Annotated in this window: 17 protein-coding genes; 13 read left to right on the top strand and 4 right to left on the bottom strand. The window is 65.6% G+C overall.

Annotated elements, in window-relative coordinates; translation table 11 throughout:
* Positions 1-3 precede the first annotated feature (3 nt).
* From ACOGJC_RS17430 to ACOGJC_RS17410, 5 genes are read left to right on the top strand one after another with little or no spacing between them, the layout of a single operon-like run.
* Entirely contained in the window at positions 4-939 is a 936-nt protein-coding gene (locus ACOGJC_RS17430) for a F0F1 ATP synthase subunit gamma (RefSeq protein ID WP_419846263.1), read from the top strand.
* Positions 940-953: 14 nt separating this feature from the next.
* On the top strand, positions 954-2,381 hold the full coding sequence (atpD, locus tag ACOGJC_RS17425; RefSeq protein ID WP_419846262.1) for a F0F1 ATP synthase subunit beta: 1,428 nt from the start codon (positions 954-956) through the stop codon (positions 2,379-2,381).
* Between the two features lie 2 nt (positions 2,382-2,383).
* Positions 2,384-2,641, top strand: a complete 258-nt coding sequence (locus ACOGJC_RS17420) for a F0F1 ATP synthase subunit epsilon (RefSeq protein ID WP_419846261.1) — start codon at positions 2,384-2,386, stop codon at positions 2,639-2,641.
* A gap of 44 nt (positions 2,642-2,685) precedes the next feature.
* Positions 2,686-3,507, top strand: coding sequence for an SDR family NAD(P)-dependent oxidoreductase (locus tag ACOGJC_RS17415; RefSeq protein WP_419848264.1), 822 nt, complete (start codon positions 2,686-2,688; stop codon positions 3,505-3,507).
* 11 nt (positions 3,508-3,518) lie between these two features.
* The gene (locus ACOGJC_RS17410) at positions 3,519-5,597 is read left to right on the top strand and encodes an ABC transporter substrate-binding protein (protein ID WP_419846260.1); all 2,079 of its coding nucleotides are present in this window, start codon (positions 3,519-3,521) and stop codon (positions 5,595-5,597) included.
* A 33-nt stretch (positions 5,598-5,630) separates the two neighbouring features.
* Here ACOGJC_RS17410 and glpX read toward each other — a convergent pair whose 3' ends face one another.
* Positions 5,631-6,590 carry a class II fructose-bisphosphatase gene (glpX, locus tag ACOGJC_RS17405; RefSeq protein WP_419848263.1) on the bottom strand — a complete coding sequence of 320 codons (960 nt, stop codon included), beginning with the start codon at positions 6,588-6,590 and terminating at the stop codon, positions 5,631-5,633.
* Between the two features lie 146 nt (positions 6,591-6,736).
* Between glpX and ACOGJC_RS17400 the strand changes: the two genes are divergently transcribed.
* Both ACOGJC_RS17400 and ACOGJC_RS17395 read left to right on the top strand, forming a co-directional pair.
* Entirely contained in the window at positions 6,737-7,552 is an 816-nt protein-coding gene (locus tag ACOGJC_RS17400) for a hypothetical protein (protein ID WP_419846259.1), read from the top strand.
* Positions 7,552-8,121 carry an alpha/beta family hydrolase gene (locus ACOGJC_RS17395; RefSeq protein WP_419846258.1) on the top strand — a complete coding sequence of 190 codons (570 nt, stop codon included), beginning with the start codon at positions 7,552-7,554 and terminating at the stop codon, positions 8,119-8,121. Before ACOGJC_RS17400 ends, ACOGJC_RS17395 begins: the two co-directional genes overlap by 1 nt.
* Here ACOGJC_RS17395 and ACOGJC_RS17390 read toward each other — a convergent pair.
* On the bottom strand, positions 8,118-9,629 hold the full coding sequence (locus ACOGJC_RS17390; protein ID WP_419846257.1) for an MFS transporter: 1,512 nt from the start codon (positions 9,627-9,629) through the stop codon (positions 8,118-8,120). The two genes, ACOGJC_RS17395 and ACOGJC_RS17390, sit on opposite strands and share 4 nt — an antisense overlap.
* Before the next feature lie 97 nt (positions 9,630-9,726).
* Here ACOGJC_RS17390 and murA point away from each other — a divergent pair, with 97 nt between their 5' ends.
* The 3 genes from murA (at position 9,727) to ACOGJC_RS17375 (ending at position 12,161) form a co-directional block, all read left to right on the top strand.
* A complete protein-coding gene (gene murA, locus ACOGJC_RS17385; protein WP_419846256.1) occupies positions 9,727-11,019 on the top strand; it encodes a UDP-N-acetylglucosamine 1-carboxyvinyltransferase in 1,293 nt (430 codons plus the stop codon).
* Between the two features lie 178 nt (positions 11,020-11,197).
* Positions 11,198-11,461 (top strand): NifU family protein, encoded by a 264-nt coding sequence (locus ACOGJC_RS17380; protein ID WP_419846255.1) that lies wholly within the window; start codon positions 11,198-11,200, stop codon positions 11,459-11,461.
* A gap of 13 nt (positions 11,462-11,474) precedes the next feature.
* Positions 11,475-12,161: a rhomboid family intramembrane serine protease gene (locus ACOGJC_RS17375; protein ID WP_419846254.1), complete on the top strand. Its 687-nt coding sequence runs from the start codon at positions 11,475-11,477 to the stop codon at positions 12,159-12,161.
* On the opposite strand, the gene ACOGJC_RS17370 is transcribed toward ACOGJC_RS17375, so the two are convergent.
* The gene (locus tag ACOGJC_RS17370; RefSeq protein ID WP_419846253.1) at positions 12,158-12,598 is read right to left on the bottom strand and encodes an SRPBCC family protein; all 441 of its coding nucleotides are present in this window, start codon (positions 12,596-12,598) and stop codon (positions 12,158-12,160) included. The two genes, ACOGJC_RS17375 and ACOGJC_RS17370, sit on opposite strands and share 4 nt — an antisense overlap.
* A gap of 54 nt (positions 12,599-12,652) precedes the next feature.
* Between ACOGJC_RS17370 and ACOGJC_RS17365 the strand changes: the two genes are divergently transcribed.
* Genes ACOGJC_RS17365 through mnmA form a run of 3 tightly spaced genes read left to right on the top strand, consistent with a single transcriptional unit; the run spans position 12,653 to position 15,518 of the window.
* Complete coding sequence (locus tag ACOGJC_RS17365; RefSeq protein WP_419846252.1) at positions 12,653-13,309, top strand: hypothetical protein; 657 nt, start codon at positions 12,653-12,655, stop codon at positions 13,307-13,309.
* 21 nt (positions 13,310-13,330) lie between these two features.
* Positions 13,331-14,473 (top strand): cysteine desulfurase family protein, encoded by a 1,143-nt coding sequence (locus ACOGJC_RS17360; RefSeq protein WP_419846251.1) that lies wholly within the window; start codon positions 13,331-13,333, stop codon positions 14,471-14,473.
* A gap of 16 nt (positions 14,474-14,489) precedes the next feature.
* Positions 14,490-15,518, top strand: coding sequence for a tRNA 2-thiouridine(34) synthase MnmA (gene mnmA, locus ACOGJC_RS17355; protein WP_419846250.1), 1,029 nt, complete (start codon positions 14,490-14,492; stop codon positions 15,516-15,518).
* Between the two features lie 41 nt (positions 15,519-15,559).
* Here the strand turns inward: mnmA and ACOGJC_RS17350 are convergent, their stop codons facing one another.
* Positions 15,560-16,519, bottom strand: coding sequence for an NAD(P)-dependent oxidoreductase (locus ACOGJC_RS17350; RefSeq protein ID WP_419846249.1), 960 nt, complete (start codon positions 16,517-16,519; stop codon positions 15,560-15,562).
* Positions 16,520-16,526: the final 7 nt, after the last annotated feature.

Genomic DNA, 16,526 nt, shown 5'->3' with positions numbered 1-16,526 from the left:
TCCATGCCCGGTGGTCAGGAACGGGCGCTTCGCCGGCGCATCTCGTCGGTGCAGTCCACCAAGAAGATCACCCGTGCCATGGAGCTCATAGCCGCCACCCGGGTGGTGAAGGCCCAGCAGCGGGCCCACGCCGCCCGGCCCTACTCCACCAAGCTCACCAGCGTCATAGAAGACGTGGCCGCCGGCGGGGCTGAGGCCTCCCACCCCTTGCTGGAGCGGCGGGAGACGGTTCGCCGAGTTGGATTTGTGGTCATCACCTCCGACCGAGGCCTGGCCGGTCCCTATAACAGCTCGGTGATCAAGGCCGCCGAGCGAGAGCTGATGGACGCCCAGACCAAGGGGCGGGACTACTCGCTCATGCTCATCGGCAAGAAGGGCCAGGACTACTTCCGGTTTCGCAACTACCGGATCGACGAGGCCTTCACCGGCATGAGCGACACCCCCACCTACGACGATGCCCGCCAAGTGGCTGAGATCGTGGCCGACCGATTCGAGTCGGGCCATATCGACGAGGTGATCTTGACCTACATGGAGTTCTTCACCATCGGCACCCAGCGGGTGGCGGTTCGGCGCTTTTTGCCGCTGGAGAGCATCGACGTGATCGCCGCGGCCGGTACGGGCGAGCTGCGGGCCGCCTTCGAGTTCGAGCCCTCCCCTGAGGGCGTGCTGGAGTCGCTTTTGCCCCGGTATGTGGAGTCGCGGCTGTTCTCGGCGCTGTTGGATGCGGCGGCCTCCGAACACGCCAACCGCCAGCGGGCCATGAAAGCTGCCACCGACAACGCCGAGGAGCTGATTACCAAGCTCACCCGGGCCATGAACCGGGCCCGCCAAGACGCCATCACCACCGAGATCATGGAGATCGTCGGCGGTGCCGAAGCCCTTAAAGATGAGGACGATGACGGCGATATCGCCGATCTCCTCGCCACCGCCAACCAGTAGGAGAAAGAGTTCAGATGTCGGAGAACCTCAAAGACGGTCGAGTGGTCGGAATCGCCGGCCCGGTCATCGACGCCGAGTTCCCCCCGGACGCCCTGCCGGAGATCAACACGGCCCTTGAGTTCGACGTGAACGTCGACGGCGAGACCGTGACCGTGAAGGCCGAGGTGGCCCAGCAGATCGGCGAGGGCCGGGTGCGAGCCATCGCCCTCAAGCCCACCGACGGCCTCACCCGGGGCACGTTGGTGCGCAACACCGGCCAGGGCATGACCGTCCCAGTGGGTGATGTGACCCTGGGCCATGTGTGGAACGTGGTGGGGGATTGCCTCGACACCGACCGCAGCACCCTGGACGTGGGCGAAGAGTGGGAGATCCACCGGCCGGCCCCCTCGTTCGACTCCCTCGAGCCGTCCACCCGCATGTTCGAGACCGGCATCAAGGTCATCGACTTGCTCACCCCCTACAAGGAGGGCGGCAAGATCGGTCTGTTCGGCGGCGCCGGCGTGGGCAAGACGGTGCTCATCACCGAGATGATCAACCGGGTGGCCACCCAGCACGGCGGCGTGTCGGTGTTCGCCGGAGTGGGCGAGCGCACCCGTGAGGGCACCGACCTGTTCTTGGAGATGGAGGAGTCGGGCGTTTTGGACAAGGCCGCCCTGGTGTTCGGCCAGATGGACGAGCCCCCCGGCGTGCGGCTGCGAGTGGGCCTGGCCGGGGTGACCATGGCCGAGTACTTCCGCGACGTGCAGAACCAGGACGTGCTGCTGTTCATCGACAACATCTTCCGCTTCGTGCAGGCTGGCTCCGAGGTGTCCACCCTGTTGGGCCGCATGCCCTCCGCGGTGGGCTATCAGCCCACGCTGGCCGACGAGATGGGCGAACTCCAAGAGCGCATCACCTCCACTCGGGGCCGCTCCATCACCTCGCTTCAGGCCGTGTACGTGCCGGCTGACGACTACACCGACCCGGCGCCGTTCACCTCGTTCACCCACTTCGACGGCACCACCGAGCTGAGCCGCGACATCGCCGCGCTGGGCATCTACCCGGCGGTGGACCCGCTGGCGTCCACTTCGACCATCCTCACTCCCGAGGTGGTGGGGGACCGCCACTACGGCGTGGCCCGCCGGGTGCAGGAGATCCTCCAGCGCTACAAGGAGCTTCAGGACATCATCGCCATCTTGGGCCTCGACGAGCTGTCGGAGGAGGACAAGGTGATCGTGTCCCGAGCCCGCAAGGTGCAGCGGTTCTTGTCCCAGCCCATGTTCGTGGCCGAGGTGTTCACCGGTTTGCCCGGCGTGTTCACCCCCGTCGGCGAGACAGTGGACTCGTTCGAGGCCTTGGTGAACGGCGACCTGGACGACCTGCCCGAGCAGGCCTTCTTCATGGTCGGCGGCGCCGAAGACGCCCACCGCAAGGCCGCCGAACTCGAGGCCCAGGCAGCCTGACCGTGGCTCTGAACGTCGAGCTCGTCTCCCCCGAGGAGATCGTCTACACCGGCGAAGCCGAGATGGTGGTGGCCCGCACCACCGATGGAGAGATCGCGTTCCAGCCCGGCCACGTGCCCTTCCTGGGCGTGCTGGTGCCCAGCGACGTCCGGGTGTACACCACCGAAGGCACCAAGACCACCATCGCCGTCGAGCGCGGCTTCGTGGAGGTATCCCACGACAACGTCGCCCTGCTCAGCGATTCCGCCACCGTTAGCTGAACGACCACTAATTTGTCAGCGTGAGAGCGACGGCTTCGCTCCTAATGGGGGTGCTTGGAATGGGTTTGGGGAGGTCTCGGGGACCGCGGTGGGAGCGGGCGTTGGTCACTGGGGCATCGACCGGAATTGGGCGGGCGATGGCTGTGCAATTGGCTGCTGCGGGGGTTGACTTGGTGCTGGTAGCCCGTAGTGGCGACCGGTTGGAGGAACTGGCCTCTGAGTTGCGGGCCAGCGGGGGGCAATTGGAAGTTGAGGTGCTGGAGGCCGACTTGTGCGATCCAGAGGGGTTGGCCGCGGTGGAGAAGCGGGTGGTGGCCGAGGAGGCCCCCATAGACCTGCTGGTGAACAACGCCGGATTGGGCTACGAGGGACTGTTTCACGCTCAAGATCTCGCTGAGGTGTCGGAGACCATTGATGTGAACGTGGTGGCGCTAGTGCGGCTGACCCATGCCGCATTAAGACTTATGACTGCCCGCGACCGGGGCCAAGTGATCCTGGTGTCGTCCATTGCCTCGCTTCAAGGGATGCCGATGACCGCGGTGTACTCGGCCACCAAGGCGTTCATCACCAGCTTTGGCGAGGGCCTATACGAAGAGCACAAATGCACTGGGGTGACGGTCACCACCGTGTTGCCCGGACTGACCCACACCGAGTTTCACCAGCGGGGTCACTGGGACTTGGACCGGTGGCCCTCGATTGGATGGCAAGATGCCGATGCCGTGGCCTCAGTGGCGTTGGCCGCGGCGGCAAAGTCCCGGCCCGAGGTGATTAGCAGCTGGCAGAACCGGGTGCTTGCCGTCTTGTCCAGCAAAGCGCCTCGACATTGGCGACGGGCGACCATCGGTTGGTTCTCCCGCCGCAAATAGACTTTCCCCACATGCCTGCAAGGACTCCAGCAGTGAACCCCAAGCGGTGGCTCGGTTTCGTGCTTGTTCTCGTTTTCGCCTTCACGTTCGCCTGTTCGGACGATGATCCTGCCCCCTCCGCGTCGACGCCCGAAGCGACCGTCGCGCCGGACACGGACTCTGAAGAGCCAGATGCCCCCGTTCCGACTGCCGAGCCGACGGTTGCGCCACCGGAGCCGACCCCCGTTCCGACTGCCGAGCCGACGGCTCCGCCGCCTGAGCCGACCGCGGAGCCTGTGTCGCCCGATGACAGTGAGGCGACCGGCCGGGTAGGCCAGTCCGCTCTGGAGCAACTCCGCATTCGCATGGCGGCGGCAGCTCAGTTCGGGGGACTTATTCCGTCTATGGCCATCGTGGAGGAACTGCGCCGAAACGCCGAGGGGTTCTCCTATGAGATCGGCAGTCATGGCGGAACGCTCACGGTGGCAACGATCTCCGAGCCCCTCACCTTCAACCTTGCCCTGGCCAGGGACGCCGGATCGTCGGGCGTGCTCGGGTACCTGTTCGAAGGACTCACCCAGACCTCGTGGCTGGACGATGAGATCGAGCCGCTGCTGGCCGACTCGTGGGAGCGCTCTGACGACGGACTGCGCTGGGTGTTCCATCTGCGCGACGACGTGCAGTGGCACGACGGAACGCCGTTCACCGCCCACGACGTGGAGTTCACGTTCCGGCGTGTTATCTACAACGACGATTTCCAAGCAGCGAGCCGAGCTTCCTTCGAGTTCCGATTCCTGAATTCGGAGACCGGCCAGTGGGAGCAGTCGCAGATGACCGTGACGGCACTGGATGACCACACCGTGGAATTCGTCCTCCCGCAGCCGTTCGCGCCGTTCCTGCGCTCGATGGGCACCGCCATCTACCCCAAACACATCCTGGAGGGTCCTATCGAGGAGGGTGCCTTTGCGGAGTTTTGGGGCATCGACACCGATCCGGCGGAGATCATCGGCACTGGCCCGTTCACCATCGGGGAATACACGCCGGGCGAGCGGATCGTCTTCGAGCGGAACCTCGACTACTGGCTGGCTGACGATGCTGGCGGCCAACTGCCCTACCTCGACCGGGTGGTGGAGCTGATCGTGGAGGAACTCGAAGACGAGCTGGAACTATTCCGCGACGGCACCACCGATTTCCACGGCGTATTGGGCGAGGAGTTCGCTTTGCTCGATCCAGTGGCCGATGCGGAGAACTTCACCCTCCATCGCCGCGGCCCTGGGTTCGGCACCAATTTCTTGGCGTTCAACCAGAACCCCGGGTCCAACGACGCAGGCGAGCCGTATGTCGATCCGGTTCAACTCCATTGGTTCCAGAACGTGGCGTTCCGACAGGCCGTGGCCCACACCATGGACAAAGCAGCCATGATCGACGGGGTCCAACACGGTTTGGGCTATCCACAGTGGTCTTCGGTGAGCCCGGCGGCGGGCGACTTTCACAATCCCGAAGTGCGCCAGTACTCCTACGACCTCGACCGGGCCAATGAGATCCTCGACGAGATGGGCTGGGTTGACACCGACGGCGACGGCATCCGGGAGGACGATTTGGGCAACCCCATCTCGTTCACGATGGTCACCAATGAGGGGAACAGCGTTCGCGCCGAGATCACCGGCATCATTCACGAAGGGATGACGGCGATCGGCCTCGACGTTGATTTCCGCACCGTGGACTTCGGCGACATGGTGGCCCAGCTCACCGCCACCTTCGACTGGGAGGCCATGGTGGTGGGACTGACCGGCAGTCCCGATCCCTTCGGCGGAATGACCGTGTGGCATAGCGGCGAAGGCCTGCACCTATGGCATCCGAATCAGCCCGAGCCCGCCACGGAGTGGGAGGCGGAGATCGACGAGCTATACATCGCCGGCAGCAAAGAGCTCGACCACGAGCAGCGAGTGCAGCACTACTGGGATGCGCAGGCGATTGTCGCCGAGAACGTGCCGCTCATCTACACCACGCAGTCCGAGCGTTTGGGAGCGGTCCGCAACGTGTTCGGCAACACCACGCCGACGCTGTACGGCTACTGGGACCTGCGCTTCCTGTACCGCACCGATCAGTAGCCGACGGGTCCCGCCGCCTCCGGGGAAAGGCGGCTAACCGAACTCGATCGCGGAGAAGCTGTTCAGCTTGTCCAGCTGGTGGTCGGCGGTGACCAGCCGGACGGTGCCCGACTTCGACCGCATGACGAGCGACTGAGTGCTGGCGTGGTTCTTGTAGTAGTGGACGCCCTTGAGCAAGTCGCCGTCGGTGATCCCGGTGGCGGCGAAGAAGCAGTTGTCGCCTTGAACCAAGTCGTCGGCGGTGAGCACTTTGGTCACATCCCGACCCAGCTTCTCCGCCTCCTTGCGCTCCCGGTCGTTGCGGGGCCAAAGCCGCCCGAGTTGCTCACCGCCCATGCATTTGAGGGCAGCCGCAGAGATGACTCCCTCGGGGGTTCCCCCGATGCCGAACAGAATGTCGGCCCCTGAGTCGGGCCAGGCGGTGGAGATGGCCCCGGCCACGTCGCCGTCGGGAATGAGCCGGATGCGGGCGCCGGCATCGCGCACCTCGGCGATGAGCTCCGAGTGGCGGTCGCGGTCGAGGATCACCGCAGTCACATCCCGCACCGGCTCGCTCTTGGCCTCGGCTACCAGCTCAAGGTTGCGGGTGGGCGAGTTGTCCATCGAGATGCCGTAGCCGATGCACTCGGGGCCGTAGGCGATCTTCTCCATGTAGACGCATGGTCCGGGGTTGAACATGGTGCCTCGGTCGGACACCGCGATCACAGACAAGGCATTGCCCCGCCCCAAAGAAGTGAGTGTGGTGCCGTCGATGGGGTCAACCGCGATATCGCATTCCGGAGGCGTTCCGTCGCCGATCAGCTCCCCGTTGAAGAGCATGGGGGCTTCGTCCTTCTCACCCTCGCCGATCACCACGATCCCGTCCATCGGCACAGTCCGCAGCAGCACCCGCATAGCCTCCACCGCGGCGCCGTCGGCCCCTTCCTTGTCGCCCCGGCCCATCCACCGGGAAGCGGCCAGCGCGGCAACTTCGGTGACTCGGACCAACTCCATCGCCAGGTTGCGATCGGGGGTCTCAGGCGAAGCGTTCACGTTACCCAACCGTAGTGCTGCCCAACGCCGACTTCACCCTCTGCCAGCATGTTTGTGCGGCTTTTGTTTGCCTCGACAATGCGACCGTTGCCCCGTCATCTGAAACCATGGACGGCATGGTTTGGTGCTTCCAATGCGGCGCCCCCTACGACGACGACGTGTCGGAGTGCGTGGAGTGCGGCGTGGCCACCTTTTCAACACCGCCGCAGCCGGCTGAGGAAGTGGGCGGCCCCGACGACGAGCAGTTCGCCTACGAGTTCCACGAGTGGGCCTACGACGCCCGCAACGGTCTGGAGGCCGAGCTGCGGGCCCTCGGGCTGGAGCACGCCTGGCTGGGCCCGACGCTGATCGTGCGCGAGGCCGACGAGCAGGAAGTCGACCAGGCGGTAGAGGGGGTACTGCGGGCCCAGTTGCCAGCCTTCGACAAGAGCCTGCCTGCGGTGGTGTACGAACTGGGGGACTACGACGACGATCAAAAGGCCGATGTGTTGAGCGAGCTTCTGAGTGAGGGCATTGCCCACGAAGTGGACTACGCCGGCAATTTGGTAGTGGGGGAGGCCGACGAGGAAGTGGTGGACGCCCTGTTCGACCGGATGATCAACGCCGCCGCCCAGCGGCAGTTCGGCCCAGGGCTGCCCGGGGTGGAGCCCTATCAGGTGTTGGAGGCACTGTTCTTCTCCTCCGACCGGCTGCGCCGCAACACCTCCGATACCAAAGCGGTGGAGGACTTCGCCGTCGCCCACGATCAAGTGGTGCAGCTCAGCCTGCCGTGGGGGTACGACGCCGAGTTTTGGCGGGCCATGCTGGAGGCTTCCGACGGGTTGCGAGAGGCCTTGGTAGCCGGTCCCGATCCGACCGAAGGCGACGCCCCTGCCCAACAAGCCGCCACTGCCCTGAGGGATCTCCTGCGACGGTTCATGTAATGGAGAAGCCGACGGTGGACGGGCTGGTGCTGACCCACGGTGCGGGCGGAGACCGCGACCAGCACACGTTGGTGGCCCTTGCCGAGGGTCTGGCCCCGCTGCCGGTGGAGCGGATCAATTTCCCCTATCGCAATCAGGGCCGCCGACCCCCCGATCGGGCACCCAAGCTGCTGGCCTTCTTGCGCGAGGAGATTCCGGCCATCGCCGCCCGGCTGGGGACCGAGCTCGGCCGTTTGGTGCTGGGAGGCCGCTCCATGGGCGGCAGGATGTGCTCGATGGCGGTGGCCGAGGGGATGCCCGCTGCCGGGCTGGTGCTGTTGAGCTATCCGCTGCACCCGCCGAAGAAGCCGGAGAATCTGCGGACTGCGCACTTCCCAGAAATCGACGTTCCATGCTTGTTCATCTCGGGTGACCGCGATCCCTTTGGCAGTCCCGAGGAGTTTGATCGGCATTTGCCCGCCATCAAAGGTCCGGTGACTGTCGTGTGGCTGGAGGGCGAGCGCCATGATCCGAGGAAAGCTGACGTTGAGATCGTTGCCGCGGTTGCAAGCTGGTTGGAGGAGCTCTAGGAGTCTTCGGGGTTGAGCTCTTCTAGAGATCGTCGGGTGGTCTCGGGGTAGAAGAGGAGGACCAGGATGGCTACGAGGATTGGGCCGGCTATCAGGATGCTGAAGGCGGTGCCGTAGCCCCAGGCGTCGGCCATTACCCCCGCGGCTGCCAGTCCGGCGGCACTGCCGGCCACACCGGCTATGCCGAGGAGTCCGTTGGACTCCGATCGGCGGATGGTGCCGAACATCTCAGCTCGGTACACCCCCAACGTCGGCACCGTAGTAGCGGTCATGAGGGTTCCCACTGCGATCAGAACCCACATGGGCCATCCGGCCAGGGTGAAGTGCCACAATGCGAACAGCGCGCCGCCGCTGACACCGATAGAGGCAAGGACCCGTCGGCCCCGAAGATCAGCCAGCTTGCCGGCAATGAGCATGCCCGGTCCCGCCGTCCAGGCGGTGAGCAGCGTGAAGACCGCGATCTTGGTGGCGCTAAAGTCCCGTTCGTCCCGCAAGAAATCGTTTTGCAGCTGAGAGGCCGGAGCGGCAAACACCAGCACCGCAAACGATGTCACAGCCAAGAGCACCAGTCGGAAGCGGTACTGCTTCGGCGGGCGGGTTCGAGGCTGTCGACGGACAGTTTCAAACCGCTGAGATTCGGGCAGTCTGCGGGCCGCGAACAACACCAGGGGCAGTCCGGCCAGCGCCACCACGAAACTGAGCCGCCACGCGGTATCCCCCAGGTCGGCCAAGGGCACGGACCCGACGGCGATTCCCGAGCCCAGCCCGGCGGCCAACCCCAGCATGGAGGCCACAAAAGCCCGTGAGCCGGCGGGGGCTTCTTCGAGGGCGAAGACAAAGATGAGCAGTGCCATGGCGTGGGACAGCCCCCGGGAGATTGCTTGGACCGCGGTCAACGTGGCCAGGTTGGCAACCAGGGAAGTCGCCGCTGAGGCCAAAACGGCACCGGCCGCGGCATAGAGCAGCGTGCGCCGCCGACCCTTGCGGTCGGCCAGCGCGGCAACGGCCACCGTGATCAGGATGCTGAGTCTGATCAACGATAGGGCGACCCCCTGAGCTGACTTGCTCTCCCCGAACTCCTCTCGCGCAAAGGTGATGGTCTGGCCGAGAAGCGTCCCCAGGAACCCGGCGAGCACCGCCAACGTGGCGAGCAACGCCACGATCCGAGCTTGGCGGGCGGTGAAGCGGTCTGGGGGGTGCCACCAGGGAAGGTCCCGTCCCTGGCGCAGGGCCCGGCTGACGGGGACGGTGAACAGCACCCGCCACACCGGAATGGCCAGCCGAAAGTCAAACTGTTCGGTGATCTCTACCTGATCTGAGCTGATCGGCTCAACGGAGACCGTGCGGTGGTAGTGATCTACCGGCCCCTCTACTGCGGTGAAAGCCCCTTCAGGCTCGGCGCGCTCCAAAACGATGTCGGAGCGGGGGGTCAGCAGGCCGTCAGGGCCATTCAGTACGACATCGGCGGCGTCGGCGCTCAGAACGCGACGAGAGATCACTCGGGGCATGGGGCTTGAGGCAGTCTACTTTTCGGCAGCAGACGCTCCGTGACCGCATCGGTGGCTTTGACTTCGCTGATGGGAGCGCGGGCACCATACTTATCGGGTGGAACGCGTCCAGCAGGAGGACTTCGATCAGCAGGACCGGATCGAGGTTCGGGCCAGCGGTCCGCTAGAGGGGTCGGTGGCCATCGGCGGGGCCAAAAACTCGGTGCTGAAGCTCATGGCCGCCTGTCTGCTCGCCGAAGGCACATACGTGATCCGCAATGTGCCCGACATCGACGATGTGACAGTGATGGCCGATGTGCTGCGGGCGATGGGGGTCTCGGTCAGCCGGTCGGGCGATGCCCTCACCATCCAGCGCCCCGCGGCCATCAACCCCGAGGCGCCCTATTCGCTGACCGAGCAACTGCGAGCCTCCACCGCGGTGCTGGGACCGCTGTTGGCCGGCATAGGACATGCCCGGGTGGCCCTGCCCGGCGGCGACGACTTCGGCCCCCGGCCCATCGACATGCACATTGCCGCGCTCGAGGCCATCGGCTGTCGGTTCGAAATCTCGGGGGGCGATGTACATGCCACCGCCGACAATCTGGTGGGCAGCCCGGTTCTTTTGGAGTTTCCCAGTGTGGGCGCCACCGAGAACGTGATGATGGCTGCTGTCCGGGCCAAGGGCACGACGGTGATTGACAACGCCGCCCGGGAGCCAGAGATCGCAGACCTGGCCGGATTCCTGAACCGTATGGGCGGCCAGGTAACCGGTGCCGGCACGTCCACCATCATGGTGGAGGGTGTAGACGAACTGCACCCGGCCGAGCACACCGCGATGAGCGATCGGATCGAGACGGCCACGTTTTTGGCCGCTCTTGGGGTGGCCGGCGGGGAGATCATCTTGCAGGGCGCCCAGCCCGACCACATGGCAATGCCATGCCGCAAGCTGGGCGAGATGGGGGTGCGAACCTCGTCGGACTCCGAAGGGATGTGGGCCATGAGCACCGGGCGCTTGCGGTCGGCCGATGTGTCCACTCTGCCGTATCCCGGCCTGCCCACCGACTGCAAGCCGCTGCTGGTGGCCATGCTGTCGGTGGCCGAGGGAGTGGGAATTGTGACCGAGAATCTCTTCTCGGGCCGGTTCCGCTACGTAGACGAACTGGTGCGCATGGGCGCCGATATCCGCACCGAGAGCCATCATGCCGTGATCCGGGGAGTGGACCGGCTCAGCGGTGCGCCGGTGCGGGCGTCCGATATCCGGGCTGGTGCGGCCCTCGTGGTGGCCGGGTTGGCCGCCGAGGGCGAGACCGTGGTGTGCGACCCCCACCACATCGACCGGGGCTACGAGGACTTTGTCGGCAAGCTCAGCGCGCTGGGGGCTGACGTCTGCCGCGAGAGGCCCGGCGGTTAGCCAGATACAGCAGGCCGGCCAGCAGGGCCAGCGGCGCGGCCACCAAGAGGATCTCGTCCCAACCGCCCTGGTGGGCCAGCACTTCCACGGTGCCGAGTCTGTCAGATGTCGGCTTGGTTGATTGAACGAGATCGGCGGGAAGGTTGGCGAATCGTGTTTCGGCTGAGACAATTGGGGCGTGGAGAACGCCGTAGCCCAAGTGATCGAGGCCATCCGCCCGGCGGTGCAGGCCGACGACGGCGACATCTTCTTGCGAGGGGTGGACGAGAACACCGGCGTGGTCACCGTGGAGCTGACCGGGGCCTGCGTGAGCTGTCCGGCCTCGACGGTCACGCTGAAGGCCGGGGTGGAGCGGATTCTCAAGGATCGGGTACCCGGAGTCACCGAGGTGGTGAACGTGGGCCAGAACCTGCTGAGCGACGGCTCGCCGGTGGGCCTGTAACCGCTCACTGAGCATGGTCCCACAAAGAACCGAGACCTGGTACGTCAGCTATGTGCTGATCGCCGCCAACGTGGCGGTGTTCATCGTGGGCATGGCGATGGGAGACGGGGTCAGTGGTGTGGGCAGTCTCAACGGACTGACAGTCGACGCCGCCACCTGGGGGGCGGCCATTGACGTATACAACGAGTGGTGGCGGGTGTTCACCGGCGGCTTCTTGCACCACGGTTTGTTCCACCTCGCGGTGAACATGTATTCGCTCTACATCTTGGGATTGGCTTTGGAGCAGTGGCTGGGTCGGGTGCCGTTCACCGCGGTGTATTTCGCCTCGGAGGTTAGCGGATCATTCGGGGCGTTGATCGAGACGCCCAACTCGCTGGTCGCGGGAGCTTCGGGGGCGATCTTCGGGCTGATGGGCGCCTATGCCGCCTTGTTGCTGACTCAGGGAGTGGGCTTGTTTCAATCCCCGATTGGACCCATTCTGGCCATCAATCTCGTTATCAGCTTCATGGTTCGAGGGGTCTCGCTCGGCGGCCACATCGGGGGGCTCGTAGGCGGAGTGATTGTTGGCGCGGTTGCAGCTCAGGCCATTCGCAAACACCGGTACACCAAAGCGGCTCCTTTGCTAGCTGCCACCGTAGTGGCGGCGGCTTCTTTCGTCGGGTCGCTTTGGGCTGCCTCTCGCTGGGTGGAAGTGCTCTAGGCAGCCGAAAACTGACTGCGCAGCGTCTTCAGGTTGCGGCGCCACACCCATTCGAGCACGCGGGCCCCGACGATGTCGCCCAGCAGGCCCCCCATCCACCAGGGAAACTGGAGCTCCTCGGTCCAGCAGAATTCGGTGCGGTCGGTTCCCGCCGGCGAAAGGGTGAACCGGCCTTCGCCGGTGACCAGTCCGGTGTGGCGCACTCCGATGGCCTCCTGTTCGGCCCATTCGGTGATCACCATGGCATCGTTGAGCCGCAGGGGGCCGATCTTGGTCAGGCAATCGAAGGCGGTGCCCACACCCTCGGTCTGGGCGCTTTGGAAGGTGATCGACTCGGCGTCGGCCATCCACTCGGTGTGAGATTCGATGCGGCGCACGTACTCCCACACCGCGTCGAGAGGCGCTTCGATGGTGGTGGAAACCCTGATTCTGGCCACAACCTGAGTCTAAAGCGACTCGTGGGACTTGCTGGAGGGCCGTAGGATTGGAGGATGCCCGACGCCGACATCGAGTTCTTCTGGGATCCGATTTGCCCCTTCGCATGGCTCACCTCCCGCTGGGTCACCGATGTCGCCCGCCAGCGCGACTACGCCGTGGACTGGCGGCTGATCTGCCTGTCGATCCTCAACGAGGACAGCGACTACGAGGACTTTCCCGAGGGCTACCAAGACCTGCATCACAAGGGCCGTCGCATGCTCCGGGTGGCTCAGGCGGTCCGTGGCGAGCACGGCGCAACTGCGGCCGGTGAGCTATACACCGCCTACGGATCCACCATCTGGAATCCCGATGCGGATGTCCGCTCGACGATGGGTGAGGTGGCCTCTGATGAGCACTTGAAGGCCGCCCTGGAGCGTGCCGGCCTACCCGATGTGCTAGCCGATCGGGCCGAGGACGAGTCGCTGGATGAAGCCCTGCGGCAGTCCACCATGGAAGCGCTGAGCCGCACCGGTCGAGACGTGGGCACGCCGATCATCTCCTTCCATCACAATGGGGGCACAACGTCGTTCTTCGGACCGGTGGTGAGCCAGGTTCCGCCCCCCGAAGAGGCTGTGCGCCTGTGGGACGCGGTGGTGACTCTGGCCGAATGGCCGTCGTTCGCCGAGCTGAAGCGCTCCAAGCGCGACGATCTGGTGTTCCCCAGGGTTTAGAGGGACACGGGAGGGTCGGCCATGGCGTCGGATTCGATTGCGTATCTGGACAATGCGGCTTCAACCCCGCTGTGTGTCGAAGCGGCCGAGGCCATGGCCCCGCTGCACCGGGAGCTCTATGCCAACCCGACCGGCGCCCACCGGATGGCTCGGGACACCCGCCGCAAGATCGACGATGCCCGGGACGTAATGGCGGAGGCTTTGGGCTCAGAGCCGGGGGAGATCGTGTTCACTGGCGGGGGCACCGAGGGCGACAACATGGCGGTGGTCGGACGGCACATGCAAGCCGGCGGGGTGACCGTGTGCTCGGCCATCGAGCACCACGCGGTGCTGGAGCCGGTAGAGCACTTGGGCGGCCGGGTGGTAGCGGTGGACGCCGCCGGGGTGATCGATCTGGAAGCGCTAGCCGCCGCCCTCGACGATGACGTGACCGTGGTGTCGGTGATGCTGGCCAACAACGAGACCGGCATGGTTCAGCCCTTGGCCCAAGTGGCCGAGGCCGTGCGCTCGGCTGCCCCCCAGGCAGTGCTCCACACCGACGCGGTGCAGGCCTTTCCTTGGCTCGACGTGGCCTCGCTGGCCGCTTGCGCTGATCTGATCTCTGTCAGTGCCCACAAGTTCGGCGGTCCCAAGGGGGTGGGGGCGCTGGTGGTGCGCGACGGGGTGGAGCTCTCGCCGCTGCTGCTGGGCGGTGGCCAGGAGCGAGGGTTGCGCTCAGGAACCCACAACGCCGCGGGTATCGCCGGCATGGCGGCGGCCGCCGAGGTGGTGCTGAAGAGCCGGGCCGAGCAGGTGGAGCGGCTGGCCCGTCTGCGTGATCGGCTGGCCGACGGGATCCTGGCCGCGGTGCCCAGCACGGTCGAAACCGGGCAGCGATCGGGCAAGGTGGCCGGTTCGGCCCATCTTTGCTTCGAGGGTATTGAGTCGGAGGCGCTCCTGTTTCTGCTGGAGGATGCCGGGGTGTACGCGTCGGCCGCATCATCGTGCTCAAGCGGGGCCCAGGATCCGTCGCATGTGCTGGCCGCCATGGGCTACGACCGAATGCTCGCCGGGGGATCGCTGCGGCTGTCGCTGGGCTATGAGACCGCCGATGCTGATGTCGATCAGGCGTTGGCGGTCATTCCCGATGCGGTGGCCCGGCTCCGGGCCTATGGGACTGGCTGAGGGGACGGGCTGAGCCATGCGGGTGTTGGCCGCCATGTCGGGAGGAGTGGATTCGTCGGTGGCTGCCGCCATGCTGGCCGAGCAGGGCCACGAGGTGGTGGGCGTGACCCTCAAGCTGTGGGGAGGGGAGTCGGATACCGGCTGCTGCTCGGTGTCGGATGTGGAGGACGCCCGCAGAGTGGCCGATCTGTTGGGATTGCAGCACCACGTGTTCAACTTCGGCGACGCCTTTGACCAGCGGGTGGTGTCCCCGTATGTGGATGACCACGCGGTTGGGCTAACGCCCAATCCCTGCATCGAGTGCAACCGCCACATCAAGTTCGACAAGCTTATGGTGCGAGCCGAGGCGCTGGGTTTCGACGCAGTGGCCACCGGCCATCACGCCCGGCTTGAGGCCGCAGATGGCGGATTCCGGGTGCGCCGGGGCGTGGATGGGGCTAAGGACCAGTCCTATGTGCTCTACATGCTGGGCCAAGAGCAAATGGGCCGACTGCTCTTGCCCATCGGCCACCTGACCAAAGCTGAGGTTCGGGAGCGGGCAGCCGATCTGGGTTTGCGGAACTCGGCCAAGCCCGACAGCCAGGATGTGTGCTTCATCGCCAACCGGGCAGGGGGAAGGCAGGGCTTTCTGTCCCGTCGATTGGGGGAGTCTCCAGGCACGGTGGTTGACGTAGACGGCACGGAGTTGGGCACAGTCGGCGCCGTGCAGGCGGTGACCATCGGCCAGCGCCGAGGCCTCAACCTGGGCGGCACCGACGAGCCTAGGTATGTGACCGACGTGGACATTGCCGCGGGCCGGGTGACCGTGGGGCGACGAGAGGATTTGTACACCCCGACCCAGGATGTGGTCGATATCGAGTGGGCCGATGAACCGGTCGACGGTCCGGTGGACGTCCAAGTAAGCGCCCACGGCACCCCCGCGGTTGGGGTGGTGGACAGAGCGGGCAGGGTTGACTGGCAAGAGCCCCAGCGACGAGTAGCCCCCGGCCAGGCGGTGGTCTTCTACCAGGACGAATTGGTAGCCGGCGGAGCGGTCGCGGCCTGACTGGGGCAATTTGCGGCTTTGGCGTCAGATCTGGGCCAGTTCTAGGGATTGACTCGGCGATCAACCGAAGGATGGGCGGCCGCGGGATCAAGTAGGTGCTCGGGGTTCCCGCCTCTAAGCCAGATGAGAGCCTGTTCCAACGCCTGGCCTATCAGCCTTACGATACCCACGGTGGTAGTTGAGGCCACATGGGGAGTGACAACCACATTGTCGCGGCATAAGAGTGGATGGTCCGGGGGTAGAGGCTCTGGTTCGGTGACGTCGAGGCCCGCTCCAGCCACATGGCCGGAATCGAGTGCGGCTAGCAGCGCTTCCTGATCCACCAGCGCTCCCCGGGCGCAGTTGATGATGATCACCCCGGGGCGCATGGCGGCCAGCGAGTCGGTGTTGACGATGTGGCGAGTCTCCGGCGTGGCCGGAGCATGCAAGGAGACGAGATGGGCCTCTGCCCATAGCTGATCGAGGCCTACCAACTCGCCGACGGGAGCCGCCTCGAGATAGGGGTCGTAGACCAGCACGGTCATCCCCAATGCCTCGACGTAGCGCCCTAGGAGGCTGCCGATCCGCCCGCAGCCCACTAGCCCCAGGATGCGTCCGTCCAACTCCAGCGCCCCGGGGCCTGTGAGTCGGCCAGGGCCGCTGACGGTGCCAGCGGTCAAGCGCGCTTCAGAGCTCTTGAGCCGTTTGGCCACCGCCAGCATCAGCGCCAGGGCGTGCTCAGCAGTAGAAACCGTGGGGGCGTCGGGGGTGTTGCAGGCGGCCACCCCGTGGGCCGCGCAAGCGGCGACGTCCACATTGTCGTAGCCGATACCCGAGCGGGCTACCACCTTTAGGTTAGGCAGGCGACGGCAGACTTCGTCGTCCCACGGCCGGTCGGCGGCCACCACCACCCCGTCGGCGTGCTCTGGGCCGTCAACCAACTCCACATCAGGGGGGATCGCGACCTCAGACGGGGGAGTCCGGTCGATCCAGATGCGGATTCTCTTCTCAGGACCGCTCATCCCGCGG

It is taken from the genome of Candidatus Poriferisocius sp. (genome assembly GCF_965204015.1).
GTDB lineage: Bacteria > Actinomycetota > Acidimicrobiia > Acidimicrobiales > Bin134 > Poriferisocius.
Note: the sequence above shows the minus strand (reverse complement) of the source record. Positions and strands in the feature narration are given on the sequence as shown.